The organism is Desulfonatronum zhilinae, from assembly GCF_900182865.1.
Classification (GTDB): domain Bacteria; phylum Desulfobacterota; class Desulfovibrionia; order Desulfovibrionales; family Desulfonatronaceae; genus Desulfonatronum; species Desulfonatronum lacustre.
On sequence record NZ_FXUJ01000005.1, the window covers coordinates 14,595 to 40,992 of the forward strand.

Below are 26,398 nucleotides of genomic sequence, written 5' to 3' on the forward strand. Positions count from 1 at the left end.
CCATGAAAGTCGTCAAGCCCGACACCCTTTCCCTGCTCTACGCCGCCCATCCCCGGCCATCCAACCAACCGAGGGCCGACGGGGACTTTTCGCTGGTTCTGGGGGCCATGGCCTGTTTTTCCTTTGCCGATCACGAACTGCTCCGGGAGGACGTCCTCTGGCGGCACGTCCAACAGAGCCTGCCCGAGGGCGAGGCCCTGGACTTCGGACTGCCCAAGCCCAGGGCGGAGTATCTGGTCTACGGCGCGTGCTGCTCACGCAATCCGGTCCGGGGCAAGGAAGTTCTCGTCCAGGTGGGAGGCCTGCAAAAGCGCCTGCACGTCTTCGGACCCCGCTTTTGGCGATCTCACGGCCCCACCGCCCCCCGCCCCTTCACCCGCATTCCCATGGACTGGCGGCATGCCTACGGCGGACCGGAATATCCGGACAATCCTCAAGGCCTGGGCCACGGCAGGCTGAAGCAAGGCGTCCATCCGCTGCCCCTGGTGGAAGCGCCCGGTCATTTTGTGGCCTTTCCGCGTCAGAAAACCCCGCCAGCCGGCCTGACGGCCATTCCGGCCCAGTGGCCCGCGCGGCAGCGTCACCTGGGTACGGTGGACGGTGCGTGGCTGGAACGCGACTGGCCAGGGCCGCCCAGCGACCAGAACCCGGAATACGCCTGCACCGCGCCTCCGGACCAGCGCTTTCCCGGTTTTCTGCGCGGCGGCGAACCGTTCCTGATCAAGGGCATGCATCCGGGCAAGGAGGTTCTTCACGGCCGACTGCCGGAGCTGCGGGCGCGAATCTTCCTGCTGAGGCGACCGCAAGACAGCGGAAAATTCATCGAAGCGCCCTCCCGCCTGGAAACCGTGTGGCTGTTTCCGGAGACCGAAACCGGCGTGGTTCTGTTTCGCGCGGTGGCCGGGACCAGGGACGAGGAATGCGCGGACATCGCCGCGGTGATGGTCGTGCTGGAAGGGCTGGACCAGGAACCGCTCCCGACGGAGGAATATAAAGAGCAATGTCTGGCGGCCTTGATCCCAGGGGGCAAGCTCCGAACCGAGTTGGACGTTCCCAACCCCGCGCCCGAGCCCTCCGCATCGGCGCCCCTCGTCGCGGCAGGCGTTGTGGGAGCAACCGGGCTTGGGCCGGCCGCCGCGTCGGCGAACGCCGGGGAGTCCAGCCTGCAAAGCCTGGTCGCGGTATTGGAGCAGGAGGTTTCGGGCTATCTGGACTCCATCGGCGTCAGCCGGGACCAAGTGGAGACCTTGCTTGCGGAAAAGGCCGCGGAATCAGGGGAAATCGAGGCCGGGACGGTGCCCGACGATCTGCTCCAGGGGCTTCAGGAGACGGCCCGGGCCGTGGAAGCCGAGACAGCGGCCCTGCTGAGCCGCCACGGTCTGGATCCGGAGATGGCCCAGCGGATGCTGAGCGACGCGGCCACCACGGCCCAGGGTTCGGAGGACGACTGCCTGGCCGGGCTGCACGCCCTGATGGCCAGGGATGACCTGCCGCCCGAGGTCCGCCAGGGCGTCGGGTCGGCCCTGAGCGGTTTTCAGGAAGTCCAGGCCGCGTTGGGCGTTCTGGCCGCGAAGCTGGGCGCTCCGTCAGGGAAACGCGCTGAGACTCCCTCTGTCGCCGAGAAAACAGGTCCGGACGACCTTGGCCGCCTGACCACGGAACAGGCCCTGGAACGGCATGTCTCCGGCCAGGGCCTGGCCGGTTGCGACCTGAGTGGGTGCGATTTCGCGGGCCATGACCTTGCCGGGGCGGATCTGCGCCGCGCCATCCTGGATGGGGCGGCCTGGCCCGGAGTGATCCTGACTGGGGCGGACCTGACCGGGGCCATGGCCAGGAAGGCGGACCTGACCGGGGCGGACCTGAGCCGGGCCAGGCTGAACGGCGCGGTCTTCGAACAAGCCCGCCTGACCAGGGCGAACCTGCGGGAATGCCTAGCGCGGCGGGCGCGATTTCAGGGCGCGGACCTCTCCGGGGCCGACCTGAGCCAGGCGGACCTGCACGGTGCTGACTGCACCCAGGCCAATCTGCGCAAGGCCAGGATGGATAGCCTTCACGGCCGGGACCTGCGCCTGAACGGGGCGGACCTGCGGGAGGTGGAGTGCAGTGGTGCGGCCTTGCCCGGCTCCCGGGCCGACCTGGAGACCGACGGTACCGGAGCCGTGTTCCGGGACGCGGACCTCAAGGACGCCCGCTGGTCCGGCGCGATCCTGGCCCGGACCGATTTCAGCAGGGCCGATCTGGACGGGGCGGACCTGTGCAAGGCCGACTTGTCGGAGGCCGATCTGTATCAGGCCACGGCCCGTCGCGCTCGCCTGATCAAGGCCATACTCCATCGCGCCCGCCTGGTGGGCGTGAACCTGTTTCAGGCCTCGCTGCGCTTCGCGGACTGCACCGGGGCGCGTATGGAAGACCTGAACCTGTTCGGCGCGGACCTGTACCGCTGCGTCCTGGATCCTCCGACGCTCCAGGCCCTGCGGTCCCGCTCGGACGTCAACCTGGACCGGACCCCGCTGCGACCGGGAATCCTGGAGCAGACGGCGTGAACACGGCGGACGTGCTCAAAACACTGCGTGAACAGCGCCATCTGGAGGGCGTGGACTGCTCGGGAATGGACTTTTCCGGCCAGGAACTGCGCGGGGTGGTCCTGGAGCGGGTCCGCCTGGACCGGGCCGTGTTCCGGGGCGCGGACCTGCACGGCGCGCACTTCACGAACTGCTCGGCCCAAGGGGCGGTCTTGGCCGAGGCCCGGATGAGCCAGGTCTGCATGCTCGGCGTGAACCTGGAGGCCGCGGACCTGAGCGGATGCCGGGCCCGCTTGGCCTCCTGGCGGCGCGTGGCCTGCGACCGGGCCGACTTTTTCCGCGCCGACCTGGAGCGGGTCGTGCTCCAGGGCTGCACCCTGGCCGGAGCCCGTTTTTCCGGCGCGAACCTGCACCGGGCCAGCCTGATATCCATGGACTGCACCAGAACCATTTTCCGTGATGCGAACCTGTCCATGGCCCTGCTGGGTGGTTCGGACTTCTCGGGTGCGGCCTTTGCGGGCTGCGACCTGCGCAAGGCCATGTTCGCCAAAGCCCGGCTGGACAGGGCCGACCTGAGCGGCCAGGACGTCACCCAGTGCGACTTCAGCAAGGCTTCGTTGCGCGAGGCCGATCTGCGCACGGCCCACGGGCGATACGTCGCCTTCATCGAGGCCGATCTGACGCTGGCCCGGCTGCAAACCGCCCGCCTGCACGGGGCCGACTTTTCCGGAGCCGTTCTGGTCAAGGCCCGGCTGCGCGACGCCCGCCTGGAGGAGTCCCGGTTGTGCGAAACGGACTGCACCCAGACCGACTTTCATCACGCCGGACTGGATTTCGCGGATTTCTCCCGGGCCGTGATCACCGAAGCGAATTTCACCAGGGCCCGGATGCACAGGACCAACATGCACCGCACGGACCTGCGCGCCGCCTTTTGGCAGGGCACGGACGCCTCCACCATCCGCCGCACCGACGATCCCCTGGCCGCTGCCGAGACTTGGCGGTCCAAACCGTTGAAGCCGTAACGCCAAATCTCCATTAGCCCCTGTTTTTCCGTGATTTTCCGTGTATTCCGTGGACAATCAAAACGCATATCCACGGCAACCCTTCAGGAGGAACGCATGCCCAATCCCGCCGAATCCCTCGACCACGGCCAGGAAAGCCCGTCCCAATCCCGACCGTCCTCCCGCCCGGCCCTGCGGGTGGTCCAGGGACGTCGAACCGCGGTCCCGCCGACTCGAACACGTCCCCAAAGCCATCCGGCAGGACCGGAACTCCAGGTCTGCGTGATCCTGGACGGCCCTCACGACCAGGACGGCGGACAGGTTTGGCGGGTGTCCCCTACCGACGCTTCGGCGGAACTGACGGCCCGGCGGGCCGACGGCTGCCTCCTGGAGCCGGCCTCTGGAGACGTGGTGCTGGTGATGCGCCATTCCGGCGGCGTCCATTATGTGCTCAATATTTTAGAAAAGAAGGAATCGGCCCGGGCCTTGCGCTTTCCCGGAGACCTGGAACTGGACGTCTCCCGGGGGCGTTGCGCCTTGCACGCCCGAAGTCTGGACCTGACGGGCCGGGAGACGGCCATGGTTTGCGGGGAAGAGGTGACCCTGGCCGGAAAGGAGGGCAAGCTGCGCTTCGCCCGCCTGGATGTCCTGGCTAAGGCCCTGGAGGCCAGGATGCAGTCCGTTCATGCCCTGGGCCAGACGATCCGCCTCGCCGCCGCGCACCTCACGTCACGCCTGGGCCGGGTGCTGCGCCTGACCGGCTTCGAACTGCACCGAGCCGAAACCATCCGCACCGAAGTGGAGCAACGTTTCACGGTCCAGGCCGGACAAGCCGACATCCTGGCCAGGGAAGAAGTCACGGTGGACGGAGAGAAGATCCATCTGGGGTGAAACGGAGCGGGGAGGGGCGAGCCTGGATCGAGCCCGAGATCCGGGGGGTGGAATATTGCCCGGTGGGATTGGAGTTGGCGGTGGTAATCGGCCTGTCGCAAGCCGCACAGCTAAATATTCCGGCGGAAGGGAACCAACCGTCCCTGCTCCAGCCGATACACCCGCTCCATGTATTCCAGCCCCGCCGGGCGATGGGTGATCAGCAGCACGGAACGGCCCTGCATCAGAGGGAGCAGTTCCGCCCACAACTCGGCCTCGGTCCCGGCGTCCAGCCCTTCGGTGGGCTCGTCCAGGATCAGGATCGGGGCGTCCTTGAGCAGGGCCCGGGCCACGCTCAGCCGCCGGGCCTGACCGCCGGACAGCCTGGCCCCCAACTGACCGACCCGGGTGTTCAGCCCCTCTGGCAAGGACGCGGCGAACTCATCCAGCCGGGCCGTGCGCAGTGCCTCCCAAAGCTGGGCCTGCGTGGCTTGGGGACGCCCCAGGCGCAAGTTCTCGGCAATGGTGGCGTTGAACAGGAACACATGCTGGGAGACCACGGCCATCCGGGCCCGGACTTCATCGCCGGATACGCTGCGCAATTCCCGCCCGGCAAGCCGGATCTCGCCGTGGTCGTACTCCCAAAATCTGAGCAGAATCTGCTGCAGGGTGGTCTTGCCGGACCCGGCGGATCCCACGATGCCGACCCGCCCGCCCTGAGGCAGGTCAAGATTCAAGCCGCGCAGCGTCGGTTTATCGCGGTCTGAGGTTCCTCCTGGATAGGTGAACCACAGATCGCGAATCACCAGATCTCCTTCCGACGGCATTTCCCGCGGCTCCAGAGGTTCGGTCACCGGAGCCCTGGCCTCGGTGATCTCCAGGATGCGTCCCGCGGCCATCCGGATTTGGCCCCACATCCGCCACGCTCCGGGCAGGGGCAAAATAGCCTCGAAGCTGACCAGAGCCAGGACGGCCAGCATGGGCAACGTGGCCGGGGACCAATCTTCCGAGCCCACCAGGGAAATGCCTGACAACAACACCAGCCACATGGCCAGCCCGGAGGCCAGCCCCACCATGCCCTGAGCCATGCTCTCCAGCCGGGCCGTCCGGGTTTGCAGCCGGATCAGCCGGTCATTCTCCCGCTGAACCAGTTCCCGGTGCCTGGGTCCGGCTCCGTAGACCAGCAACTCCTCCATGCCCCGCAGGCCGTCCACCACCAGGCAACGCAGCCGGGAGGCCGCCTGCACCTGTTCCGCGCCGTCCGCCGCGCCCCGATACAGACAAAATGCCGGCAGAACGGCCCCGGCCAGCAGCCAGAGTCCGGCCACGCCCAGAGCCAAGCCCGGATCAAAGAAAAAGAAAAAAAAGAAAGCGACCCCGGCCACGCACACCGCCGTCCCGGCTGGCAGGAGCAGACGTAGATAGAAGTTGTCCAGCAGGTCGATGTCCGCCCGCAACCGGCTGAACAAATCCGCGCTGTGCATCCCTCCTCGTCCGTCTTTTTTGCTCAGGCCAGCGGGCACCAGGGGCACCAGACGCTGGAAAAACCGCACCCGCAGATCGGCCAGAAGGCGCAACGTGGCGTCATGGCTGACCAGCCGTTCGAAATAGCGCCCCACGCTGCGGACAATGGCCAGGGTCCGGATGGCCCCGGCCGGCAGGAAATAGTTGAACAGCACTCCACTGACCCCGGCCAGGGCCATGGAGGCCAGAAACCAGGCCGCCAGGGCCAGCAAGGCCATGTTGGCCAGCACCGTGACCACGGAACAGAGCAGACCCAGGAGCAGCCAGGGCCACTTGGCCCGAGCCATGGAGAGCAGGAGTCGAAAAACGCGCATCACCCACCGTCCCGGCATGCTTCTTGTGAACGCGCATCCTTCGGCGACGCGAGTTCCACCACCATGTCCGCGAACTCCCGAACTCTGGAATCATGGGAAGCGACAATCACGGTCCGTTTGCCCGAAAGTCCGCCCAAAAAACCGCCTGAAAGTCCACCGGAAAATCCACCGGACACTTTGCACAGCGCGTCCAACACCACCTCGACACCCTGGTCGTCCAGGTGCGCCGTGGGCTCATCCAGAAGCAGCAACGGCGCGGGGTTGGCCAGAGTTCTGGCCAAAACCCGGGTCAGGGCCAACCGCTGGCGCTGCCCACCGGACAACCCGGTCCCACCCTCGCCGACCCGGGTTTGCCAGCCCTGGGCCATGGCGGTCAGGTCGCGATCCAGGCCGGTCAGCGCGGCGATCTCGTCCAGGGCGTCCCAGTCCACCGTGTCCTGCATTCCAGGCTGTCCAGCCGGTCCGGAAGCACCACCCGGCAGCACGTTCTCCCACATCGTGGTCGGGGCGATATACGGATTCTGAGGCATCCAGGCCACATGCCGCAGCCAGTGTCCCAGGTCCATGTCCGCCAGATCCGTCCCGTTGGCCAGGATGCGTCCGCCCTCCGGGCGGGCCGTGCCCAGAAGCAACCGCAACAGGGACGTCTTGCCCACGCCGCTGGGCCCGATCAGGGCCACGCGGCTTCCGGGCGCAACGCGCAGGGAAAAGCCGCGCAACACCGGTCGGTCCGGTGCATGACTGAAATCCAGATTCTGAATGTCCAGGTCCACGGAGGACCATGCCGGGCAGCGCTCAGATTGGCGGCCAGACACCTGAGGCTGCTCGGCCAGCAGGGCCGTCAGCCCCTCGGAAGCGGCCATGGCCGAAAGCCGGGAATGATAATGAACGCCCAGGGTGCGCAGAGGGAGATAGAATTCCGGGGCCAGCAAGAGGATGAAGAACCCGGCCTGGAAAGGCATGGTCCCGGAGAGCAGCTTGAAGCCGATGATCACGGCCACCACGGCCAGACTGACCGTGGAGAAGAACTCCAGAACCAGGGCGGAGAGAAAGGCGATCCGCAGCACGGACAACGTCGATTCCCGGTAATCGTCGGTGATCTCGGCGATGATCCGGGCTTCCCGACGGGTGGCGTTGAACAGCCGCAGCGTGGTCAGGCCTTGCAGGCTGTCCAGAAACCGGGCGCTCAGCAGCGCCAGCCGCCGCCACTGGCGCTGGTTCAGCTTCTCGGCCCGGGAGCCGATCAGGAACATGAACAGGGGGATGAACGGCGCGGTGAACAGCAGGATCAGCCCGCTGATCAGGTCCAGAGGAAAGACGAAGGCCAGGACGGCCAGGGGAAGCAAAGCAGCCAAAGCGGCCTGCGGCAGATACCGGGCGAAATAGGCCTCCAGCCCTTCGATCCCGTCCACCACGTGATGGGCCAGATCGCCGCTGGAGCGCCCGCGCAGCCGTTCCGGTCCCAAAGCCGCCAAGTGGTCCATGACCCGCATCCGGAGCTGGCTCTTGACCCGCATCGCGGCCCGAACCCCGAACTGCTCCCCGCCCCAGACCAGCCCGGCCCGGATCAGCATCAGTATCGGCAGGGCCACCAGCGCTCCGAAGACGTCCTCCAGCCCGGCCGCCTCAAACAGGACCTGATGCACCACCCAGGCCAGCAACCCGGCCTGAACGATCACCAAAACCCCGGCCGCCGCCGCCAAGCCGATCCCCGCCAGCAACAGCCCGCGCACCGACCGTGCATTCGCGCGCAACCAGTCCTTCGGAGCCGGATGGTCGGCCCTTGTGTCTGTTTTGGAAGCGATCACGAGAGGTCAAGCGGAAAGGTTCGATGACGGATGGACTGACTGAAGAACGAGGGCGACTTCTCTCAGGACTTCATGCAAGTCAGCCCCCTTGGAAGGCAAGACATCAATTACTCCATCACGAGCAACGTGCTTGTGATGAGGAAAAGTGGCGACGTCAGGCCAATGTTCCGCGTTGTCCCAGCGGATGATTAAGGCATCACCCTGTGTCTGCCAATGGTAGGCATATTTAAGCATAGCCCCATTGACCACCACCTGACGAATAAAGAGCAAACTGCCGTCAATAAAAACTATTGACGCCTTCAATCGAAGGTTTGCGCCTTCCCTGTCGAAATGCGTTACTGTCCAGGATGCGATAATCTCCTTGTGCTGTTCGACAATGTCAGCCAACATGGCGAATTTCTTCCAACTTGTCTTTCCACCAGGACAGGGCGGTGTGAGCGAATTCCCAATCCATCAAGTCGTCATCCATCTGAAAGTCTTCTTCGTTCAGCATCGACCGAACACGTTCCTTGAAGGCATGGAATGGTTCCGCGTATTTTTCCTCGAACAGCGCACATTCTGCTTCATATCGACTCATTTTAGACAAAGCCAGTAACGTCGCGTGCTCTCTCAAGACATGATCCTCACACTCTCCGGCTTGCTTCAAAATTTCCACGACAGTCATGGTCTTCTCCGGCAGATGATTAAGGATTTTATGCCCCCGCCACCTGCCCGGGCAACAGCGGCGGCATGGGGCATTCCAGGGCGTCGCTAACGGCCCGCAGTATTTCGGCCTGGGCGATGGAGACCTGGCCGTCGGCCACGATGACCGCGGCGCAGGCCGTGATCAGGTCGCGCTTGGAAGATTCGCGCAGGCGGACCAGCTTGGTCAAAGCCGTGTCCAGGGCCTGGATGCCGCACTGTTCTCGAGTGCGCAGCCCCAGGCCGGGCAGGCGCAGTTCCTTGGCCCCGGCCTCGAAGGCCATGGCCGTGTCTTCGGCCCGGGCCCCCACATGGGCCAGGGCGGAGAGGATCAGCGAGGTCTGATCCACGGCCTGGTGCAGGGCCACGTGACCAAATGCCGAGGGCCGACCCGGCTCGAAGGACGGCTCCAGATGGCGCAGTACGGCCCGGTGTACGGCCCACTCAAACAGCCCGACCCGTCCATCGGCCTGAATCATCCCGTGCAGCGCGGAACGAAACGCCGGATAGCGATCAAACGGCATCCGGCGCAGGGCCGGGAAGCAGATATCCATCAACGGAAGGCGCAGTTCCCTGGGAAGTTCCAGGCGTGCCAGATTGGCCACCTCCCGGGCCAGGGACGGCCCGAAAATCTTGTCCAACAACGCAAGCTGGGCCTTGGCCACGCCTTGATCTCGACTGAGCAGCATGGCGAACAACACCCAATGGGCCTGGGACGTGTCGTGGGCCGCGTCCAGGAATACGCTGGGGATGCGCTCCCGGATTCGACGGGCCTGGGCGACATGGACATCGTCCAGCCGCCCCACCGAGGCGGTCAGGTCACCGGCTGTCGGAGCGCTGGACCGGGCCGCTGTCCGCGGGGAAGGGGGGCGTTGTTTCGGGTGCTGTTCCGAATTCAGGGCGGAAAAACCGAACTCGTCGGCGGACACGCCCGTTGACGTTCGCGCTTGTGATCGGGGAATGTCCGACGTGACTGCTGGCAGGACCGGATACGTTCCGTCCCAGCCCGGTTCCACCCGCCGGATGCGCTCCTCCAAGGGGGGGTGGGTGGCGAACAGGGAGGTCATGAGCACGTTCACGCCCTGGGCGAAAAACATGTGGCTGGCCTGGGCCGCGTTGGCGTGCTCCAGGCGCGACCCCTGGGAAATCGCGCCGATCTTCTTCAGCACCCCGGCCATGGCCCGGGAGTCGCGGGTGAACTGGACCGCCGAGGCGTCGGCCAGGTACTCCCGTTGCCGGGAGACCGCGGCCTTGATCATGCTCCCGAAAAACATCCCCAGGGAGCCCACCAGGATGAAGCCCACGCCCAGCACCAGGGGCAAGGCAGCACCCCGACGATCCCGGGACCGCCCGCCATAGACGGTCATCCGCAGGATCACCCGCCCGGCCAGCCCCAGGATGATCAGCCCGTGGATCACGCTCATCAGCTTGATGTTCATGCGCATGTCCCCGTTCAGGATATGGCTGAACTCGTGCCCGATCACGGCCTGCAACTCCGAGCGGGTCAACAGCCGGGCGGCCCCGCTGGTCAGTCCCACCACCGCGTCGCCGGGGTTCTGGCCCGCGGCAAAGGCGTTGATGCCGCTCTCCTGGTCCAGCATGTACACCGGAGGCACGGGCAGACCCGAGGCAATGGCCATTTCCTCCACCACGTTGAGCACCTTGCGCTCATCCGGGTTGGCGCTGTCCGGCATCACCAGCCGTCCGCCCAGCAGTTCGGCCACCGCGGCCCCGCCACGCCGGAGCTGGACCATCTTGAAAATGGTCCCGAACCCGATAATGGCCAGGATCAGCGCACCCAGCATGGCCAGCAGGTCGGCCATGCTCTTGAACTCCCGCCAGGCCTGGGCCGCGTTGGGCGCGTCGGTCAGTAGCAACAGATAGATCAGGGCATAGACCGTGAACACGATGCCGATGGTGGCCAGAATGAACAGCACCACCAGCACCGCGCTCTTGCGTCGAGCCCGTTCCTGGCTCTCAAAAAAATCCATGATGTACCCAGCCTAGAATTGAACCTTGGGCGCTTCCCGAAACTCCCGACCCTCGAACTCCAGCAATGTAGCCGGGCTGAACCCGAACATCCCGGCAAAGATGGTCTGGGGAAAGGACTCCCGGTAGGTGTTGTAGGTCATCACTCCGTCGTTGAAGGCCTGCCGGGCGAAGGCGACCTTGTTTTCCGTGCTGGTCATCTCCTCGCTGAGCTGCATCATGTTCTGATTGGCCTTCAGGTCCGGATAGCTCTCCACCAGGGCGAAGAGCTTCCCCAGCGCCCCGGACAGCATGCCCTCGGCCCCGGCCAAACCGGCCATGGCCGCGGCCTGCCCCGGATTGGCCGACGCTGCCTGCATGGCACCGTAGGCCTGGTTCCGGGCCGCGATCACGGCTTCCAGGGTCTCCCGTTCATGGGCCATGTAGGCCTTGGCCGTCTCCACCAGATTGGGAATCAGATCGTAGCGCCGCTTGAGCTGCACGTCGATCTGGGCAAAAGCGTTCTTGTACCGGTTCCTGAGGGCGACCAACTGGTTGTAGATGCGCATCACCAGAAAGCCCAGGGCGACAATCAAGACAAGGGCGACGATCAGTGACGTGGACATGATGGATTCTCCTGTTTGAAGGGCGAAAAGGAAGCGGCAAGCGTAGCCAATCGGCTGCTTCGGCAAACACCTTGTGAAGTTGATGAAAACGACGGGATTGTCAACGGCTGGGATTGACCGCTCCTCGGAGTCTTTCGCCGGGATGCCGATCCGGCCTCTTTCCAGTCATGTCCAGTCGAGCGCTCCCACACCCGACTGGACATACCTCAACGTCACTGTCGGGCAGGGATGAACGTTGACGCGAGCAAAGGCCATGTACTATATCTTGTACATCAACTAGGAGAAAGAACCATGCGCATCGTATCCTTTTCCGAGGCCCGCAACGGATTGAAAGCCGTGCTCGACACCGTGATCAACGACGCGGACTGCACCATTATCAGCCGGCGAGACGCACCTGCCGCCGTGATCATGTCCATGGACTCCTACAACAGTTTGATGGAGACCGTGCATTTGCTGAAATCTCCGGCCAACGTCGACCATTTGCGGGAATCCATCCAGCAGTACAGGGAGGGTCGGCTGGTCGAGAGAGAGACGACCGATGAATAGGCGCCTGGCCTGGACCATCGCGGCCTGGACTGACTATGTGTTCTGGCAAACCCAGGATAAAAAGACGCTCAAAAGGATCAACAAACTCATTGCCGATGCGCAACGCTCTCCATTCGAAGGAATCGGCAAGCCTGAAGCACTCAAGGAAAACCTGGCCGGATTCTGGTCACGGCGGATCGATGAGACGAACCGCTTGGTTTACGCGGTGGACGACACCTTCATCACGATCATTTCCTGCCGGTATCACTACTGAGACGCACCGCAAGGTCAAGCTGCCTATCGAGCAGGTCGTTTACACCGCGAAACTGCTTGACGGCCCAACTTCGGGGGCCTAAAATCGGGGTTGTATTTTGGCCTCTCAAGGCAACAAGAAGGAGGATAAATGCTTCAAGCCAAATTCAGCCTGGACAAGCCGCAACACAGTTTCATTGAGCAATACAAAGAGTTGGGGTTTAAGGACAAAAGTCAGTTGGTCCGGGTAGCTCTGGACCGCCTGAGCAGTGACTTGGAGCAGCAGCGGCTGCGGGAATCCGCGGATCTGTACGCCGAGACGTATTCCCACGATGCGGAAACACGAGAATGGAACGATGACGTGGTGGTAAAGTGGCCGGAGTGATGCTTTTGAAACGAGGGATGGTCATCGACGTCAACCTTGATCCTGTCAAAGGTTCGGAGACCGGCAAGGTTCGTCCCTGCGTCATTGTCACCAATGATACCTACAACGCCCGCGTTCCGGTGATTCAGGTCACTTCGATCACTGCTTTCACCGAGAAATAGGGCGCATCGTCACCAACGTGATCATCGAACCCACGGAACAAAACGGACTGTCCAAGCAATCCGTGGCCGACTGCCTGCAAACCCGTCCAATCGATTATCAATCCCGTTTCGTGGCCGTTCGCGGCGAACTGGCCGCGGAGGTCATGGCCCAGGTTGATCAGGCTTTGCGGCGGGTTTTCAGCCTGGCCTGATCGCGATTTCCGCTCACCTCCCTCACTCCACCTCGTACCGCTCATCCCGTTCATCAGCGTCTGATAGCTCTTCAATATCCAAACCGCCAACCGCGTCACCGTACTTTCTCGAAACCTGCCCTTCCAGAAACGACCGCAACCCCTCCACATACCTCGCCCCGGAAGTCAGAAAACCCGCATTGTGCCCTCCGGAGATTTCCAGGAACATCTTTGGTTCGGGCGCGGCGGCGAAGAGGGCCTGGCCATGGGCGTAGGGGATGATGTCGTCTCCCGGGCTGTGCACCACCAGCACCGGTGAATGGACGTCGCCCAGTCGGCCCAGGGTGTTGTAGCTGTATTTGGCCAGCCAGCGCACCGGAAGGAAGGGATAGAGCCGGGCGGCCATGTCCGGCAGGGAGGTGAAGGTGGATTCCAGGATCAGAGCGCCCGGAGCCTTCTCCCGGCCCATCTGTGCGGCCAGGTACGCGGCCACGGCCCCGCCCAGGGAGCGTCCGAAAATAATAATCCGCTCGGGCTCGACGCCCTTTTCCTCGACCAGAAAGGCCCAGGCCGCCTGAGCGTCCAGATAGGTGCCGGCCTCGCTGGGCCGTCCTTCGCTGCGACCGAAGCCGCGGTAGTCGAAGATCAGCACGGACAGCCCCAGGTCGCGGAAGATGCGGATCGAATCCAGGCGGTGGCCGATGTTTCCGGCGTTGCCGTGGCAAAAGAGGACCACGCCCCGAGCTTCCGGGGCCGGAACGAACCAGGCGTTGAGGTTCACCCCGTCCGAGGCGGTGAGGGTCAGATCCTCATAGTCCAGGCCATAGATCGCCGGGGTCTGGGTAATCTCGGCCATGGGATGATAGACGAGGGCGTCCTGGCGAACATAGACCCATCCGGCCAGCCCCAGGTAGAGCAGAACCAGGATTACGGCGATGGTCAGGGTTGAATGCATGGCCGACTCACTAGTCGCAGGGTTGGTGGGGAAGGCCGCGTCGGAATTCTGATTCGTTTAGGCGATTCGTCCAGTATCCGGAACAGAGACCGAAAAGCCGCCAGGCTTCCAGTTCGGCCCGTTCAAACAACTTCGACCAGTTCACGGCATGAAAGTCACGCCAGAACCCCTCCCTTCCGTCGTGCCCCGGGTCCGTGAAACCGGGCTCTCGGTCCAGTTGCGCGTAGCACAGATTGAGCAGAACCGAGAGATCCAGCACCGGCGGATGGTGCAGTGCGCGGACCAGGGCGTGGGCGGTACGCCCCTGGACGAGTCGATTGACCAGGAGTTGAACGGACAAGGCCGCGTGGACGTCGCCGCGTCGCAGGCCGACCTCCGCGGCCAGGCGATGCAGCACCCCTACTCTTTTGGCCGGATAGGGCCAGATAATCCGCGGATAACGGCAGCAGCGGTTGATTTGCTGATCCAGGGCCGTTTCCACCAGCCGGTGCAGGGCGATGCTTTGTCCGGTGGAAGCCTGGCCGGGACGCTTGCCGGACAGGGCGTCCACCACGGGATGCATGACCCTGTCCAGGGCCACGTGGGACAGGTAGCCCAGAATAAAGGCCTTGTCCCGTCCGAGATCGTCCTTTTGCGCCCAGGCCGCCATGCGGCCAAAGGCCTCGGTCCGGGTTCGAGGGTCTGAGCCGTGCAGCACACGGGCCATCCGCCGCCCGCGAGAGAGGGGGTGATAGAAAAAGGCATCCGGGATGATCGAGCCCAGGGAGAAGAACAAGGGGTAGGCCTGGACCAAGGCCTCGGCGGATCGAGCGCCCTCGCCTGTTCCAGCCGAGCGCCAAAGCCGTCGGGCGAACCAGAGATGGGTGTTTTCCTTGGGCATGCGATACCTCCGCGGCGCATCGAAATCGCAGGTTCCAATCGCGCGGCTGAGCAATTATACCATTTCTAATTCAAAGCTTCTCTTTCGGTATCGGTATCGGTATCGGGGTCGAATTAGGATTATTGGCGAACAAACAGTATCTATCCCGATCCCGATCCCGATACCGACGCCGACCCCGATAACTGCATTTTCTCAAGCGAAAAACGCATTGCCGAAGTAGAATTGGTATTACGTGTCAGGTCAGCAAATGCAGTCCGTACTTTTTGGACACCAGGGCCTGAAATTCCGTCACGGTGGCGAAGCAGGCCTTGAGCCTCTTCCGCTCCGCCGCGGAAAGCCGATCCGGCATGATGAAATTGTCCGGCTTGTCCCTCTTTTCGATCATTTCGGCCTGATTTCCGGTGCGCAGAACGTGAAAAAAAGCATAGGCCTCCCGCATCCTCGCCCCAAATTCGGCGGATAATGCCCCTGCCTCCAGCAGACCCGTGATTCGTTCCTCGGTGGAGGTCGACAAAACGCTGTGCTCCGCGGCCAAGGTTCGGATTCCCTGGGTCAGGGGAAAAATTCCGCCTTTTTTTACGTCCACCCCCCCCTTATGTGCCCCGCTCTTCTGAACGACGAAATTGTTGAACAAGCCCAGGGGCGGGCTGAAGCGCACGGCTTCGCGGGCCAGGTAGCGCAAGATCAGAGGACGTTCGGCGATCCGCCGAAGCAAATGCCGCCGGAGCTTCCAGCCCGGTTCCGGGGCTCCGGCCACGGGGCGCATGTCCAGCAGCACGGACATCTTCAGGATGCCCTGCTCATCCATCTCGTCGCTCATGTGGTCCACGGCCCGCTCCCAATCGGCGGCGCTCAAACGCCACTGCGCGGCGTTGATCATCACCCCGTGCGGACAGGGAGGAACGCCCAGCTCCAGAAGCATCCGGACGAATCGATGGGCGAAGACCTCGAAAAAAATCGCCGCCTCGTCCCCCTCTTCATCGTCATAAACCAGGGCGTTGTCCTGGTCCGTGGCCAAATATTGCTCCTTGCGCCCCTCGCTGCCCAAGGCCAGCAGACAAAAAGCCGCCGGAGGCGGTCCGGTCCCGGCCAAAACCAGGTCATGCACCCGGACCAGGATCATGTCGCGCAAATCGGCGATCCGCCGACCAAGAGCGAAGACCCCATCTCCACCGTCGGAGAAACGGCCAAGGCAGTGGACAGCGGAACGGGCCGCGAACTCCTGGACCGAGCCGAAGGCCCGGGCCAGGTCCGCAAGGCTCTCGGCCCGGGCGATTTCGCCGGACAGGTTGTCCGGGTCATCGCTCCGAGCCGAGGGCCGTCGTCGTTTTTCGTCGCTGTCTGTGGGTTCGTGGGTCATTCAGCTCCGACGCCCAGATAGTTCCTGATCTTCTGTTCCTCGTACCTGCGCGACGCTTCCGGGTCGGGCCTGAGCTTGGAGCCCAGATATCCGGCCGCGAATGCCGCGGTCATGGAAATGATGGCCGGGTTGCGCAAGGGGAAGATTGCCATGGGATTATCAAGGATGTCCACCCAGACCGTGGGGCTGATGATGATCAGGCCCACGGCCAGCGTGGTGCCCGTGCCGATGCTCAGGGCCGCGCCGAAGGTGGAGAAGTTCCGCCAGAGGATGGACAGCAGCAAGGCCGGGAAGTTGGCGCTGGCCGCGATGGCGAAGGCCAGGCCGACCATGAAGGCCACGTTCTGACCCTTGAAGGCCAGGCCCAGGGCAATGGCCACGACTCCCAGACCCAGGGTGGCGATCCGGGCCACCTTGACCTCCTCTTCCTCGGAGGATTTCCCGGAGCGGAAGACGCTGACGTACAGATCGTGGGACAGCGTGCTGGCCCCGGACAGGGTCAGCCCGGCCACCACGGCCAGAATGGTGGCAAAAGCCACGGCGGCGATGAAGCCCAGGAAGATGGTTCCGCCGGTGGCCTCGGCCAGCAGCAGTGCGGCCATGTTGCCGCCGGAATCCATGGCGGCGATGACATCCTGGCCCACGATGACCATGGCCCCGAAGCCGATGGTGAAGGTCAGAATGTAGAAGTAGCCGATCAATCCCGTGGCGTAGAACACGGATTTTCGGGCTTCCTTGGCATCGGGCACGGTATAAAAGCGCATCAGGATGTGCGGCAGCCCCGCAGTGCCGAACATCAGGGCGATGCCCAGGGACAGGGCGTCCCAGGGGTTGGTCACCAGTCCGCCCGGAGACAGGACACCGTCGCCGTAGGTCAGGGCCGCCTGCTTGAACATCTCCCCGTAGCTGAACCCGAAATGGAGCAGAATCAGAAAAACCATCAGCGTGGCCCCGCCCAGCAGCAGGACCGCCTTGATGATCTGCACCCAGGTCGTGGCCAGCATGCCCCCGAACAGCACGTACATGATCATGACCATGCCCACGATGACCACGGCCAGCTCATACGGCATCCCGAAAATCAGCATGATCAACGAGCCGGACCCGACCATCTGGGCGATGAGATAGAAGCACACGGTCATCAGCGAGCCGATGGACGCGGCGATGCGGATCGGCTTTTGGGACAGCCGATAGGCCACCACGTCCACGAAGGTGTACTTCCCCAGGTTGCGCAGCGGCTCGGCGATCAGGAACATGATGATCGGCCAGCCCACCAGAAACCCGATGGAATAGATCAGGCCGTCGTATCCCCGCAGGGAGACCAGGCCGGCAATGCCCAGAAACGAGGCCGCGCTCATATAATCCCCGGCCAGGGCCAAACCGTTCTGCCAGCCGGTCACGCTTCTGCCCGCGGCGTAGAACTGGGAGGCGGAGCGGCTTTTCTTGGCCGCGTAATAGGTAATGACCAGGGTGGCGCAGATGAAGAAAAGGAAAAAGACGATGGACGTGATGTTGGGCTGGCCGATGGAGGTGACGATCTGGTCCATTTTAGTCCCTCCTCATGCTTTTCAACACGTCCTTGACGGACTTGTCGTAGGAGGAGTTGGCCCAGAACACGTAGACGCCGGTCAGGACCCAGGCCAGGACAATGAGCAGCATCCCCACGGGAATGCCGATGGTCAGATGTTCTCCGATCTTATACGCCAAAACGTCCTTGGCGAATGCCAGGACGAGAATGAATCCATAGTACGCGACCAGCATGATCGCGGCCAGAGTGAGGGAAACCTTCCATTTGCGGACGACCAGTTTCTGGAACTTTTCGGCGTCCAATGAGCCTTTGGGACGATCAGTGGGCATGGGCAATCTCCTTGAGAGGTGAAATACGAACAGGATTGTTCGGGTACAAAACCCACGAACCATGAACCCCCTTGTTCGATTTTGCACATGCTCCTCGCCGAACGGCGCGATTGGGAAGGTCAGGGAACGGGAGACCATAAACCTACCGATCCCGACTCCGACCCCGACAACGGCATTACTCTATGCTGAATAGTTACAGCTTATTTTGAACAAAAATATCTCTCTCGTCCGTGGATAGCATGCTGGGCAATCACCATGCCGTAATGATGAATTTGCCTCGCCAGGCCTCTCTTCCAGTCCGTTCGTTTGTGGTGTACACGCCATACCATGGCTGCGCCGATTCTCATTTCCTTCACCGGTCTGACCAAGGCCTTTACCGCCCACCCGCTGTTCACCGGCATCACCCTCGGCCTGTTCGAAGGCGAGCGCACGGGGTTGATCGGTCCCAACGGCTCCGGAAAATCCACCCTGCTCAAAATCATCGCGGGGTTGGAAGAACCGGACCAGGGCGAGGTGCATCGGCGCAAGGACGTGCGCGTGGTTTATCTCGCCCAGGAAGAGCGCTTCGCTCCTGGAAGCACGGTGGAACAGGTTCTGCTGGAAGCCCTGACCGAAAAATCGCCTGGAGGGTCAGTCGAGAAACCACCTGAGCGACTCCTCGAAAGCCATTCAGCCCCGGAAGCCTTTCAGCGCGTCTGGGAGATATCCAGCCGCCTGCATCTGCCCGACGGCTCCACCCCGGTGGACACCCTGTCCGGAGGCTGGCGCAAGCGCCTGGCTCTGGCCCGGGCCCTGATCCAGGAACCGGACCTGCTTCTGCTGGACGAACCCACCAACCATCTGGATCTGGAAGGCATCCTCTGGCTGGAAAAGTTGCTGCTTCAGGTTCCCTTCGCCTTTGTCCTGGTCAGCCACGACCGGGTCTTTCTGGAAACCGTCACCAACCGGATCGTGGAACTGAACCGCGTTTATCCCGAAGGGTTCCTGCGGGTGGAGGGCAACTACAGTACGTTTCTCGACAAGCGCGAAGCTCTCGTCGCGGCCCAGGAGGTTCAGGAGCAGGTTCTGGCCAACAAGGTCCGTCGGGAGATCGAATGGCTGCGCCGCGGGCCAAAGGCCCGAACCACCAAGGCCCGGGCGCGCATCGACGAAGCCCATCGCCTCCAGGACGAACTGGCCGATGTCGGCGCCCGCAACGCCCTCAAGCAGACCGTGGATATCACCTTCGACGCCACGGGCCGCAAGACCAAACGGCTGTTGGAGGCCCGGGATGTGAGCCTGTCCATGGGAGGGCAAGTGCTTTTTTCCGACCTGGATATCCTGCTCTCCCCCGGAACCCGCCTGGGAATCATGGGACCCAACGGCGCGGGCAAAAGCAGTCTGATGCGGCTGCTGCACGGTTCGCTTCAGCCGGACCAGGGGACGCTGCGCCGGGCCGACGGTCTGCGGATGGTCTACTTTGATCAGAAGCGCGAACAGCTCGATCCCGAAGCCACCTTGCGCCAAGCCCTGGCGCCCACCGGGGACACCGTGGTCTTCCAGGACCGCGCCCTGCACGTGGTCACCTGGGCCAAGCGCTTTCTGTTCCGGACGGACCAACTCGGGCTGCCGGTGTCCCTGCTTTCCGGCGGGGAACGGGCCAGGGTGCTTATCGCCCGGCTGATGCGCACCCCGGCGGACGTCCTGCTCCTGGACGAACCCACCAACGACATCGATATTCCGACCCTGGAAGTGCTCGAGGAAGGGTTGCGGGAGTTCCCCGGGGCCATCGTGCTGATCACCCACGACCGCTATTTGCTGGATACCCTCTGCGACCGGTTGTTGGCCCTGGAGCCGGGAAAAGACGGACACGGTCAGACGCGCTATTTTTCGGATTATGCTCAGTGGCTGACGGCGCGTTCATCCTCCGCCGTATCCGCCGTATCCATCGAATCAGGGGACAAACCCGTTGCTGCCAAGCCGTCCGCCCCCAAGCCGCGGCGTCCGGTCAAGCTTTCCTACGGCGAACAGCGGGAACTGGACGGCATGGGGGAACGGATTCGGGAGGCCGAGGTTTTGGAGCAGGAGCTGCGCCAGGCTTTGGAAGCTCCCAAAAACGTCTCCAACGCCGAGGTTCTGGCCGACTTGGCCGCCCGACTGGACCGGGCCGAGGCCGACCTGCTCGGCCTTTATGAACGTCTTGACGAACTGGAAACCAAGCAACGGGAATATGAACATGCCCCGACGTGACCAATTCGCAGTACCGCTGTACCGGGCCGCGCGGGTCGCTTTTGCGACGGCGCTTTTCCTGTTCTTGAGTCTGCTTCCGGGCCTGCTTCCGGGCCTGCTTCCGGGGGTGAGCACCGCCCAGGCCCAGGGCTTCATCCCCTCGTCCTCCGCGGCGGCGGCCGCCTATCTGCTCATGGACGCGGACAGCGGGCGACTTCTGGTGGCCCAGGACATCGACGCCCCGAGGGAGCCGGCCAGCCTGACCAAAATGATGACCGTCTACGTGGCCGGACAAAAGTTGCTCCAAGGGGCCATCTTCATGACCGACGAAGTCCGGGTGAGCCAAAATGCCTGGCGGATGACCGGATCCCGGATGTTCCTGGATCTGAACTCCACCGTGTCCGTGGCCGCGTTGCTGCACGGGATCATCGTCCAGTCCGGCAACGACGCCAGCGTGGCCCTGGCCGAACACATCGCCGGTACTGAGGCCGAATTCGTCGAGCTGATGAACCGCACCGCCCAGGAACTGGGCATGACCCGGACCACCTTCGCCAACGCCACCGGGCTTCCGGCTCGGGCCGAAGTCCAGACCACGGCCCAGGACATGGCCACCCTGTCCCTGGCCCTGATGCGCGACCATCCCTACCTGTACAGCCTGCATTCCATCAGACACTTCGAGTATAATAACATCAACCAGACCAACCGGAACCGCCTGCTTCACCACGACCCCACCGTGGACGGCATCAAGACCGGCTACACCCGAGCAGCGGGCTATTGTCAGACCACTTCGGCGATGCGCGGCGAAATGCGGCTCATCGCCGTGGTTCTTGGCGCGGGCTCCACGGCCGCCCGCACCCGACTGAACCAGGAACTTCTGGACTACGGTTTCAGCCACTACGAAACCCATCGGCTGCATACTCGCGGAGAGCCCCTGGGCGCGATCAGGGTCTGGAAGGCGCGTCAAAGCGAGCTGCCCTACGGCCTGGACACGGACATCGTGGTGACCATCCCCAGGGGACGACTTCCGGATCTGGACCGACGCGTCTCCCTTTCCCTGACCGAGCCGGTGCTCGGCCCGATGCTTCGGGGCCAGAAGGTCGGCGAACTGCAGATCGTCCTGGGCGATCAAATCCTGGCCAGAGAGGACCTCTTCACCCTGGCTGAGGCGGCTCCCGCCGGTTTTTTCAGCCAAGTGGTGGACTCCGTCCGCCTGCTTCTGTTACGCACCAATCTGCTCTGACTCCGCTGACCACATCCCCGCCAGCCATGGACCAGGACCACGCATCTCACCTCCAAGCCGCCTTGGATGAAGCCCACGCCGAAATCGCCCGTCTTCGCGACCAGCGGAAAGACGACCGGCGCGAACTGGAAGCGTTGCGTGAAGCGCGGGACAACCTGCATGCCCTGTTTCACCACGGTCCCGACGCCATATTCATCTGTTCCTCGGCCGACCGAATCATCGACCTGAACCACAGGGCCGCGGACCTGTTCGGTTTGCCCCGCATGGAACTCATGGCCCTGAGTCCGCGCGCGGATCTGCTTCGCCCCCGCGGCCCGTTGGACAAGTTCGAGGACATCCGGGCCAAACTCCCGGACGGGGACGTCCTGAACTTCAACTGGGTGGCCAAGCGCCCCGGAGACGGCAAACTGTTTCCGGTGGAAATCTCCCTCGCCAAGACCATCTGGGACCGCCAAGACGCCATGCTGGTCTGCCTGCGGGACATCACCCAGAACCGCCGGATCAAGAATCTGCTCCGTCGACGACGCAAATTGCTGGCCGTGATCCTGGACGGCACCCCCATCGCCACCTTTGTGATCGATACGGAGCACCGGGTGATCTTCTGGAACAAGGCCTGTGAAATTCTGACCGGCGTGCCCAGGAGCGAATGCCTGGGCAAGCCGGTGGACTCTCGTATTTTCTATCCCGAGCCGTCCAGGCCGGTATTGGCCGATCTTGTTCTGACCATGGACCGACCAAAAATCGCCGCCCTCTACCGGGATAAAAATCTTTCCCCCAGCGCGTTCATCCCGGAGGCTTTCGAGGCCTCGGACCGGTTGGCCATCCAGGGCGCGGCGCGTTCCATGTACTTCCTGGCCGCCCGGTGCCGGGACGAACGCGGCGAAATCGTCGGAGCCATCGAGACCATCCAGGACATTACCGAACGGACCCAGGCCGAAGCCGAGCTCCGGGCCAGCAAGCGCCTGCTCACGGAGATCACCGCGAACATCCCCGGAGTGGTCTACCAGTATCAGGCTTCCGGCGAGGAACAGGGGAGCTTCACATTCATCAGCGAGGGCATCTGGAACCTGTTCGGGCTGCCCGCGGAAAGTACGCTCCGGAAACCGGAACTGTTTTTCGAGCGCGTCGATCCCGAAGTTCGCAAGCGCTTTTCCACGTCCCTGACCTGCTCCGAACCTCCCGAGCACCCGGTGGAGTTCGAGTTCTCCATGCGTCGGGACGAAGGCGGGATACGCTGGTTCAAGAACAGCTCCCTGGCGTCCAGAAACCGGGATGGAACGGTGGTCTGGAACGGGATGCTCACGGACATCACGGAAATCAAGCGCGTCGAATCGTTGCGGGCCGACGTGGAGCGGATGGTTCGCCACGACCTGAAGTCGCCCCTGACCGGCATAGGCGGACTGGCCAAGGTGTTGCTGCGCGAGGAACTTCCCGACCGCCAGCGGGAGATCGTGTCCACGATCTACCAGAGCGCCATGAAGCTTTTGCACATGCTCGGCCATTCCATGGCCCTGTTCAAGATGGAGGAAGGCGCTTACGAACTCCAGCCGGAACCCTTCGACCTGATCCGGATGCTGCATGGCCTGCACGAGGAGTTTCTGCCGTCGGCCATCGCCAGGTCCTTGGAGTTCGCCTACCTGTTGGACGGCAACCCCCTGCCCTGGGACGACCGATACATGCTCTCCGGAGAGGCGATCCTGCTCGAATCCCTGTTCGCCAATCTGATTCAGAACGCCGTGGACGCCGCTCCGGAAGGCACCCGGATCACCATTGCCGTTCGCTCTCCGAAGAACAACGGATCAGACCGCCATCAAGGGAGTCTCCGAGGTGCGATGCATGAAATCGACATCCACAACTTCGGCGCCATACCGGAAGACATCCGCGATCATTTTTTCGATCGCTACGTAACCTACGGCAAGGAGCACGGCTCCGGCATTGGAACCTACAGCGCCATGCTCATCGCCAAGACCCACGGAGGGACCATCCGGTTCACCACCTCCGAAGCCGAAGGGACCCACCTGGTCGTCTCCCTGCCCCGGCGCCATCCCGCCTGACGTTCTTATCTGTTCCACGTTTCTTGTCGCGGTTCTTGGTCGAAATGCCCGGCAACAGGCGTTTCCATGTCCACGTAGGGTTGCAGCAGCAGGTCGACCTGGGTGCCCTTGCCGGGTCGGCTGCTCAGGCGCAGGTCGCCCCCCAGGTCGCTGAGGATTTTCTTGGTCATGGCCAGCCCCAGGCCGGCTCCGGACCCGGTTCGCTTGGTGGTGAAGAAGGGGTTGAAGATCTTGTCCTGGATCTCCACCGGAATGCCGTGACCGGTATCTTCGATGCTGATCAGGACCTGGCGGCGTTCCATGGCCGTGGTCACCGTGAGCCGCCCGCCATCGGGCATGGCCTCCAGGGCGTTCTTGATCAGATTGATCAAGCACTGTTTGAGCAGTTCGGCGTCGGCCCGGATCCTGGGCACTTCCTCCCCGAGCCGGACGTCCAGGATCACGCCGCGTTCCTGACTGCCGATCCCGAGAACCTGTACGGTTTCGGCGACGACCTGATTGGCGTCCACTTCCGCCAGTTCCGATGACGTGGGGCGGGCGAAGTTGATGATGTTCTTCAAAATTTTGTCCAGGCGTTTGGACTCTTCCAGAATGATCCGCACCTTTTCCCGGCTGTTCTCGGTCAGTTCCTGGGAGCGCAGCAGGGAGTTGGCGAACCCGCCGATGGCAAACAAGGGGTTGCGGATTTCATGGGCGATGTACGTGGACAATTCACCGATGGCGGCCAGCTTTTCGGCCTGCTGCAAGCGCTTCTCCATTTCCGTGCGCAACGTGACGTCCCGACGCACTTCGATCATCCGGTGCATCCGCCCGGTTTCGTCGAACACCGGGTAGGCGGTCACCTGGTAGTAGTGGACCCGGCCCTGCTCATCCATCCAGGTCTGCAGCGTCTCCTGCTCCCGCCGATTCGCAAGGGTCGTCAACACCGGCCAGTCCCGGCGCGCCGGACCGCAGGCCACCTGGCCCGGTCCGGCGGGGACCGTGCTGCTGGATTGATGCAGCAACGCCTGCTTATCCACGCCGTGCCGCTGGCAGACCTGTCTGTTCACGTCCAGAATGCGGCCCTGGTCGTCCAGAAAGAAAATGTCGTCCGGCAGTTCGTCGACAATGGTGTTCAGCAGGGTTCGGCTGCCGCGCAGATCGGTCTGGCATTGACCGGAAACCTCGTTCATCACCAGCAGACAGCACAGAAAGATCGCGCAGGCGCGGTCCAATAAGGCCACCGAGGGCGGCAATATCCGGCGCAGGGTGCGCACGGTTTCCGAGTCATCCGATAGATTCACCACCAGATTGATGTCCGGATGGGCCGCCATCATGGCCGCCGGGTCCGTGAACCGGAGGATGCGCCGCTTCGTCAGTTCCTGCTCGTGCGCCGCCGGAACCTGACCTATGCACGCCGCGAGGCGCATGCGGGGAAGATGCGTTTCGTGCGCCGCATGGTCCAGCAGTCCCAGGATCGCGGCAAAGATCGACGAGAGGGCCGCGTCGTCTCGCGAAACCGATCCAGCCTCCGGGCAGACCAGTCCGACCAGAAAGTCTCCTTGGGCCGCTTCCAGGACGCGAACGGCTTCATTGTAACCTGCTGAAAGATGCATGGATTCCTCGTGGGGTTGACGGGCCATGAGTTCCGTGCCAAGCGCTGGGCGCAATTCCCAAAAGTCCTCAAACCGTGAGCAACGGACCCGAATGCCAAGCCATACCCTCAATCCCATTCCGACTTCAAGCGACCCCGCGGACTCCGCCGGGCCGGGCGTCTGGTGCGTCAGCCTGGGCTGTCCCAAAAACCGCGTGGATACGGAGCGCATGCTCGGAGCGCTCGGCCCCGGGCGGGAGGTGCAGGACATCCATCAGGCCCAAATCGTGTTGATCAACACCTGCGGCTTCATCGCCCCGGCAGTAGAGGAGTCCACCCGCGTGATTCTGGAAACCGCGCAGGACATCGCCGGCCTTCACCCCCGGCCCCTACTGGTGGTCGCGGGGTGCCTGGTTTCCCGGTTCGGGGCGGAACTGCGCGAAGCCGTCCCTGAAGTGGACCTCTGGCTGAACGTGGACGAGGAAGACCAGTTGATTCCACGTCTGGCCGATCTGGGCCACGCTCTTCCCCATGCAACGCCGTCCGGCCGGGTCGTCAGCACCAGGCCGGTCTACGCTTATCTGAAAATCGGCGAAGGCTGCGACCATCGCTGCCGCTTCTGCACCATCCCGTCCATCCGCGGCCCGCTGAAAAGCGCGCCGCCGGACCTGATCGTGGCCGAGGCCCAAGCGCTTCTGGGGCAGGGCGTCCGGGAACTGATTCTGGTGGCCCAGGATCTGACGTCCTACGGCCGGGACCTGGGCTCACGAAACGCCTTGGAATCCCTGCTCGCCCGGTTGGCCGGACTGCCTGGACTGGACTGGCTGCGGCTGATGTATCTCTATCCCGCCGGCCTGACGCCGCGCCTGCTGCGTTTTCTGGCCGAACTCGGACCGCCTCTGCTGCCCTATTTCGACATCCCCTTGCAGCACGCCCACCCGGACATCCTCCGGGCCATGGGCCGCCCCTTCACCGGAGATCCGCGCTACGTGGTGGACCGGGTCCGGGAGCATTTTCCGGAAGCGGCCCTGCGCACCAGCCTGATCGTCGGCTACCCCGGCGAACGGCCCCACCATTTTCAACAGCTCTCCGATTTCGTCGCCGAAACCCGGTTTCACCATCTCGGAGTCTTCGCCTTCTGCCCGGAGCCGGGAACCAAGGCCGCGGCCCTGCCCGGCCAGGTCGGTGCCAAGACCAAGGCTCGACGCCGTGAAGGGCTGATGAAGCTGCAAGCCGACATCAGCGCCGAAATCCTCGCGCAATACCAGGACCGGGAAATGGACGTGTTCGTGGAACGTCCCAGCCCTGAATGGCCGGGACTTCATGAAGGCCGGGTCTGGTTCCAGGCCCCGGAAGTGGACGGCATCACCTACATCAGCGGCGAAACCATCCGCCCCGGCGAATTGGTCCGGGCCGAAATCACCGATACCAAGACCTATGATCTGGCGGCTTTGGTTTGATAAGGAG

General features: G+C 63.3%; 24 protein-coding genes. 12 read left to right on the plus strand and 12 right to left on the minus strand.

The features are described from left to right. The first annotated feature begins 2 nt into the window (after window positions 1-2). From AC559A_RS05910 to AC559A_RS05920, 3 genes are all read left to right on the plus strand, one after another. A complete protein-coding gene (locus AC559A_RS05910) occupies window positions 3-2,543 on the plus strand; it encodes a DUF2169 family type VI secretion system accessory protein (RefSeq protein ID WP_498816774.1) in 2,541 nt (846 codons plus the stop codon). After that, on the plus strand, window positions 2,540-3,544 hold the full coding sequence (locus AC559A_RS05915; protein WP_498816776.1) for a pentapeptide repeat-containing protein: 1,005 nt from the start codon (window positions 2,540-2,542) through the stop codon (window positions 3,542-3,544). The genes AC559A_RS05910 and AC559A_RS05915 overlap by 4 nt, the downstream gene beginning before the upstream one ends. 96 nt (window positions 3,545-3,640) lie before the next feature. Then, window positions 3,641-4,414 carry a DUF3540 domain-containing protein gene (locus AC559A_RS05920; RefSeq protein WP_498816778.1) on the plus strand — a complete coding sequence of 258 codons (774 nt, stop codon included), beginning with the start codon at window positions 3,641-3,643 and terminating at the stop codon, window positions 4,412-4,414. Between the two features lie 110 nt (window positions 4,415-4,524). Here the strand turns inward: AC559A_RS05920 and cydC are convergent, their stop codons facing one another. The 6 genes from cydC to AC559A_RS05950 are packed head-to-tail and all read right to left on the minus strand — an operon-like array spanning window position 4,525 to window position 11,314. Beyond that, window positions 4,525-6,231: a thiol reductant ABC exporter subunit CydC gene (cydC, locus tag AC559A_RS05925; RefSeq protein ID WP_498816779.1), complete on the minus strand. Its 1,707-nt coding sequence runs from the start codon at window positions 6,229-6,231 to the stop codon at window positions 4,525-4,527. Further along, the gene (gene cydD / locus AC559A_RS05930) at window positions 6,231-7,985 is read right to left on the minus strand and encodes a thiol reductant ABC exporter subunit CydD (protein WP_498816781.1); all 1,755 of its coding nucleotides are present in this window, start codon (window positions 7,983-7,985) and stop codon (window positions 6,231-6,233) included. Before cydD ends, cydC begins: the two co-directional genes overlap by 1 nt. A gap of 60 nt (window positions 7,986-8,045) precedes the next feature. Further along, window positions 8,046-8,429 (minus strand): toxin-antitoxin system TumE family protein, encoded by a 384-nt coding sequence (locus AC559A_RS05935; protein WP_498816783.1) that lies wholly within the window; start codon window positions 8,427-8,429, stop codon window positions 8,046-8,048. Then, window positions 8,419-8,703: a hypothetical protein gene (locus tag AC559A_RS05940; protein ID WP_498816785.1), complete on the minus strand. Its 285-nt coding sequence runs from the start codon at window positions 8,701-8,703 to the stop codon at window positions 8,419-8,421. The genes AC559A_RS05935 and AC559A_RS05940 overlap by 11 nt, the downstream gene beginning before the upstream one ends. Window positions 8,704-8,731: 28 nt before the next feature. Further along, window positions 8,732-10,711: a M48 family metallopeptidase gene (locus AC559A_RS05945; protein WP_498816787.1), complete on the minus strand. Its 1,980-nt coding sequence runs from the start codon at window positions 10,709-10,711 to the stop codon at window positions 8,732-8,734. A 12-nt stretch (window positions 10,712-10,723) separates the two neighbouring features. After that, window positions 10,724-11,314, minus strand: coding sequence for a LemA family protein (locus tag AC559A_RS05950; protein ID WP_498816789.1), 591 nt, complete (start codon window positions 11,312-11,314; stop codon window positions 10,724-10,726). 291 nt (window positions 11,315-11,605) lie between these two features. Between AC559A_RS05950 and AC559A_RS05955 the strand changes: the two genes are divergently transcribed. The 5 genes from AC559A_RS05955 (at window position 11,606) to AC559A_RS05975 (ending at window position 12,828) form a co-directional block, all read left to right on the plus strand. Further along, window positions 11,606-11,860 (plus strand): type II toxin-antitoxin system Phd/YefM family antitoxin, encoded by a 255-nt coding sequence (locus AC559A_RS05955; RefSeq protein ID WP_028573271.1) that lies wholly within the window; start codon window positions 11,606-11,608, stop codon window positions 11,858-11,860. After that, a complete protein-coding gene (locus tag AC559A_RS05960) occupies window positions 11,853-12,113 on the plus strand; it encodes a Txe/YoeB family addiction module toxin (RefSeq protein WP_498816791.1) in 261 nt (86 codons plus the stop codon). Before AC559A_RS05955 ends, AC559A_RS05960 begins: the two co-directional genes overlap by 8 nt. Before the next feature lie 129 nt (window positions 12,114-12,242). Then, entirely contained in the window at window positions 12,243-12,476 is a 234-nt protein-coding gene (locus AC559A_RS05965; RefSeq protein ID WP_498816793.1) for a hypothetical protein, read from the plus strand. 17 nt (window positions 12,477-12,493) lie between these two features. After that, on the plus strand, window positions 12,494-12,637 hold the full coding sequence (locus AC559A_RS05970; protein ID WP_498816794.1) for a type II toxin-antitoxin system PemK/MazF family toxin: 144 nt from the start codon (window positions 12,494-12,496) through the stop codon (window positions 12,635-12,637). Between the two features lie 17 nt (window positions 12,638-12,654). Continuing rightward, complete coding sequence (locus AC559A_RS05975; protein ID WP_498816796.1) at window positions 12,655-12,828, plus strand: type II toxin-antitoxin system PemK/MazF family toxin; 174 nt, start codon at window positions 12,655-12,657, stop codon at window positions 12,826-12,828. A gap of 22 nt (window positions 12,829-12,850) precedes the next feature. Here the strand turns inward: AC559A_RS05975 and AC559A_RS05980 are convergent, their stop codons facing one another. The 5 genes from AC559A_RS05980 to AC559A_RS06000 all read right to left on the minus strand — a co-directional run bounded on the left by AC559A_RS05980 (window position 12,851) and on the right by AC559A_RS06000 (window position 17,856). After that, window positions 12,851-13,762 carry an alpha/beta hydrolase gene (locus AC559A_RS05980; RefSeq protein WP_498816797.1) on the minus strand — a complete coding sequence of 304 codons (912 nt, stop codon included), beginning with the start codon at window positions 13,760-13,762 and terminating at the stop codon, window positions 12,851-12,853. 10 nt (window positions 13,763-13,772) lie between these two features. Next, window positions 13,773-14,642 carry a zinc dependent phospholipase C family protein gene (locus AC559A_RS05985; RefSeq protein WP_498816799.1) on the minus strand — a complete coding sequence of 290 codons (870 nt, stop codon included), beginning with the start codon at window positions 14,640-14,642 and terminating at the stop codon, window positions 13,773-13,775. A gap of 235 nt (window positions 14,643-14,877) precedes the next feature. Next, a complete protein-coding gene (locus AC559A_RS05990; RefSeq protein WP_498816801.1) occupies window positions 14,878-16,002 on the minus strand; it encodes a putative nucleotidyltransferase substrate binding domain-containing protein in 1,125 nt (374 codons plus the stop codon). Continuing rightward, on the minus strand, window positions 15,999-17,546 hold the full coding sequence (locus AC559A_RS05995; RefSeq protein ID WP_498816803.1) for a sodium:solute symporter family transporter: 1,548 nt from the start codon (window positions 17,544-17,546) through the stop codon (window positions 15,999-16,001). Before AC559A_RS05995 ends, AC559A_RS05990 begins: the two co-directional genes overlap by 4 nt. A gap of 1 nt (window position 17,547) precedes the next feature. Further along, entirely contained in the window at window positions 17,548-17,856 is a 309-nt protein-coding gene (locus AC559A_RS06000) for a DUF485 domain-containing protein (protein WP_028573277.1), read from the minus strand. A gap of 327 nt (window positions 17,857-18,183) precedes the next feature. Here AC559A_RS06000 and AC559A_RS06005 point away from each other — a divergent pair, with 327 nt between their 5' ends. Genes AC559A_RS06005 through AC559A_RS06015 form a run of 3 tightly spaced genes read left to right on the plus strand, consistent with a single transcriptional unit; the run spans window position 18,184 to window position 23,358 of the window. Beyond that, window positions 18,184-20,085, plus strand: coding sequence for an ABC-F family ATP-binding cassette domain-containing protein (locus tag AC559A_RS06005; RefSeq protein WP_498816804.1), 1,902 nt, complete (start codon window positions 18,184-18,186; stop codon window positions 20,083-20,085). Further along, window positions 20,072-21,304, plus strand: a complete 1,233-nt coding sequence (locus AC559A_RS06010) for a D-alanyl-D-alanine carboxypeptidase family protein (protein ID WP_498816806.1) — start codon at window positions 20,072-20,074, stop codon at window positions 21,302-21,304. Before AC559A_RS06005 ends, AC559A_RS06010 begins: the two co-directional genes overlap by 14 nt. A 26-nt stretch (window positions 21,305-21,330) precedes the next feature. Further along, entirely contained in the window at window positions 21,331-23,358 is a 2,028-nt protein-coding gene (locus AC559A_RS06015) for a sensor histidine kinase (RefSeq protein WP_498816808.1), read from the plus strand. A 5-nt stretch (window positions 23,359-23,363) separates the two neighbouring features. On the opposite strand, the gene AC559A_RS06020 is transcribed toward AC559A_RS06015, so the two are convergent. Continuing rightward, window positions 23,364-24,953, minus strand: a complete 1,590-nt coding sequence (locus AC559A_RS06020) for a two-component system sensor histidine kinase NtrB (RefSeq protein WP_498816809.1) — start codon at window positions 24,951-24,953, stop codon at window positions 23,364-23,366. Between the two features lie 91 nt (window positions 24,954-25,044). Here AC559A_RS06020 and rimO point away from each other — a divergent pair, with 91 nt between their 5' ends. Then, a complete protein-coding gene (gene rimO / locus AC559A_RS06025) occupies window positions 25,045-26,391 on the plus strand; it encodes a 30S ribosomal protein S12 methylthiotransferase RimO (RefSeq protein WP_498816811.1) in 1,347 nt (448 codons plus the stop codon). The last annotated feature ends 7 nt before the right edge of the window (window positions 26,392-26,398 follow it).

Bases quoted from the DNA above. Each gene is read 5' to 3' on its own strand.
- AC559A_RS05910 (WP_498816774.1), top strand. From the start codon at position 3: ATGAAAGTCGTCAAGCCCGACACCCTTTCCCTGCTCTACGCCGCCCAT.
- AC559A_RS05920 (WP_498816778.1), top strand. From the start codon at position 3,641: ATGCCCAATCCCGCCGAATCCCTCGACCACGGCCAGGAAAGCCCGTCC.
- cydC (WP_498816779.1), bottom strand. From the start codon at position 6,231: ATGCGCGTTTTTCGACTCCTGCTCTCCATGGCTCGGGCCAAGTGGCCC.
- AC559A_RS05935 (WP_498816783.1), bottom strand. From the start codon at position 8,429: ATGTTGGCTGACATTGTCGAACAGCACAAGGAGATTATCGCATCCTGG.
- AC559A_RS05940 (WP_498816785.1), bottom strand. From the start codon at position 8,703: ATGACTGTCGTGGAAATTTTGAAGCAAGCCGGAGAGTGTGAGGATCAT.
- AC559A_RS05945 (WP_498816787.1), bottom strand. From the start codon at position 10,711: ATGGATTTTTTTGAGAGCCAGGAACGGGCTCGACGCAAGAGCGCGGTG.
- AC559A_RS05950 (WP_498816789.1), bottom strand. From the start codon at position 11,314: ATGTCCACGTCACTGATCGTCGCCCTTGTCTTGATTGTCGCCCTGGGC.
- AC559A_RS05955 (WP_028573271.1), top strand. From the start codon at position 11,606: ATGCGCATCGTATCCTTTTCCGAGGCCCGCAACGGATTGAAAGCCGTG.
- AC559A_RS05960 (WP_498816791.1), top strand. From the start codon at position 11,853: ATGAATAGGCGCCTGGCCTGGACCATCGCGGCCTGGACTGACTATGTG.
- AC559A_RS05965 (WP_498816793.1), top strand. From the start codon at position 12,243: ATGCTTCAAGCCAAATTCAGCCTGGACAAGCCGCAACACAGTTTCATT.
- AC559A_RS05970 (WP_498816794.1), top strand. From the start codon at position 12,494: ATGGTCATCGACGTCAACCTTGATCCTGTCAAAGGTTCGGAGACCGGC.
- AC559A_RS05980 (WP_498816797.1), bottom strand. From the start codon at position 13,762: ATGCATTCAACCCTGACCATCGCCGTAATCCTGGTTCTGCTCTACCTG.
- AC559A_RS05985 (WP_498816799.1), bottom strand. From the start codon at position 14,642: ATGCCCAAGGAAAACACCCATCTCTGGTTCGCCCGACGGCTTTGGCGC.
- AC559A_RS05990 (WP_498816801.1), bottom strand. From the start codon at position 16,002: ATGACCCACGAACCCACAGACAGCGACGAAAAACGACGACGGCCCTCG.
- AC559A_RS05995 (WP_498816803.1), bottom strand. From the start codon at position 17,546: ATGGACCAGATCGTCACCTCCATCGGCCAGCCCAACATCACGTCCATC.
- AC559A_RS06000 (WP_028573277.1), bottom strand. From the start codon at position 17,856: ATGCCCACTGATCGTCCCAAAGGCTCATTGGACGCCGAAAAGTTCCAG.
- AC559A_RS06005 (WP_498816804.1), top strand. From the start codon at position 18,184: ATGGCTGCGCCGATTCTCATTTCCTTCACCGGTCTGACCAAGGCCTTT.
- AC559A_RS06010 (WP_498816806.1), top strand. From the start codon at position 20,072: ATGCCCCGACGTGACCAATTCGCAGTACCGCTGTACCGGGCCGCGCGG.
- AC559A_RS06015 (WP_498816808.1), top strand. From the start codon at position 21,331: ATGGACCAGGACCACGCATCTCACCTCCAAGCCGCCTTGGATGAAGCC.
- AC559A_RS06020 (WP_498816809.1), bottom strand. From the start codon at position 24,953: ATGCATCTTTCAGCAGGTTACAATGAAGCCGTTCGCGTCCTGGAAGCG.
- rimO (WP_498816811.1), top strand. From the start codon at position 25,045: ATGCCAAGCCATACCCTCAATCCCATTCCGACTTCAAGCGACCCCGCG.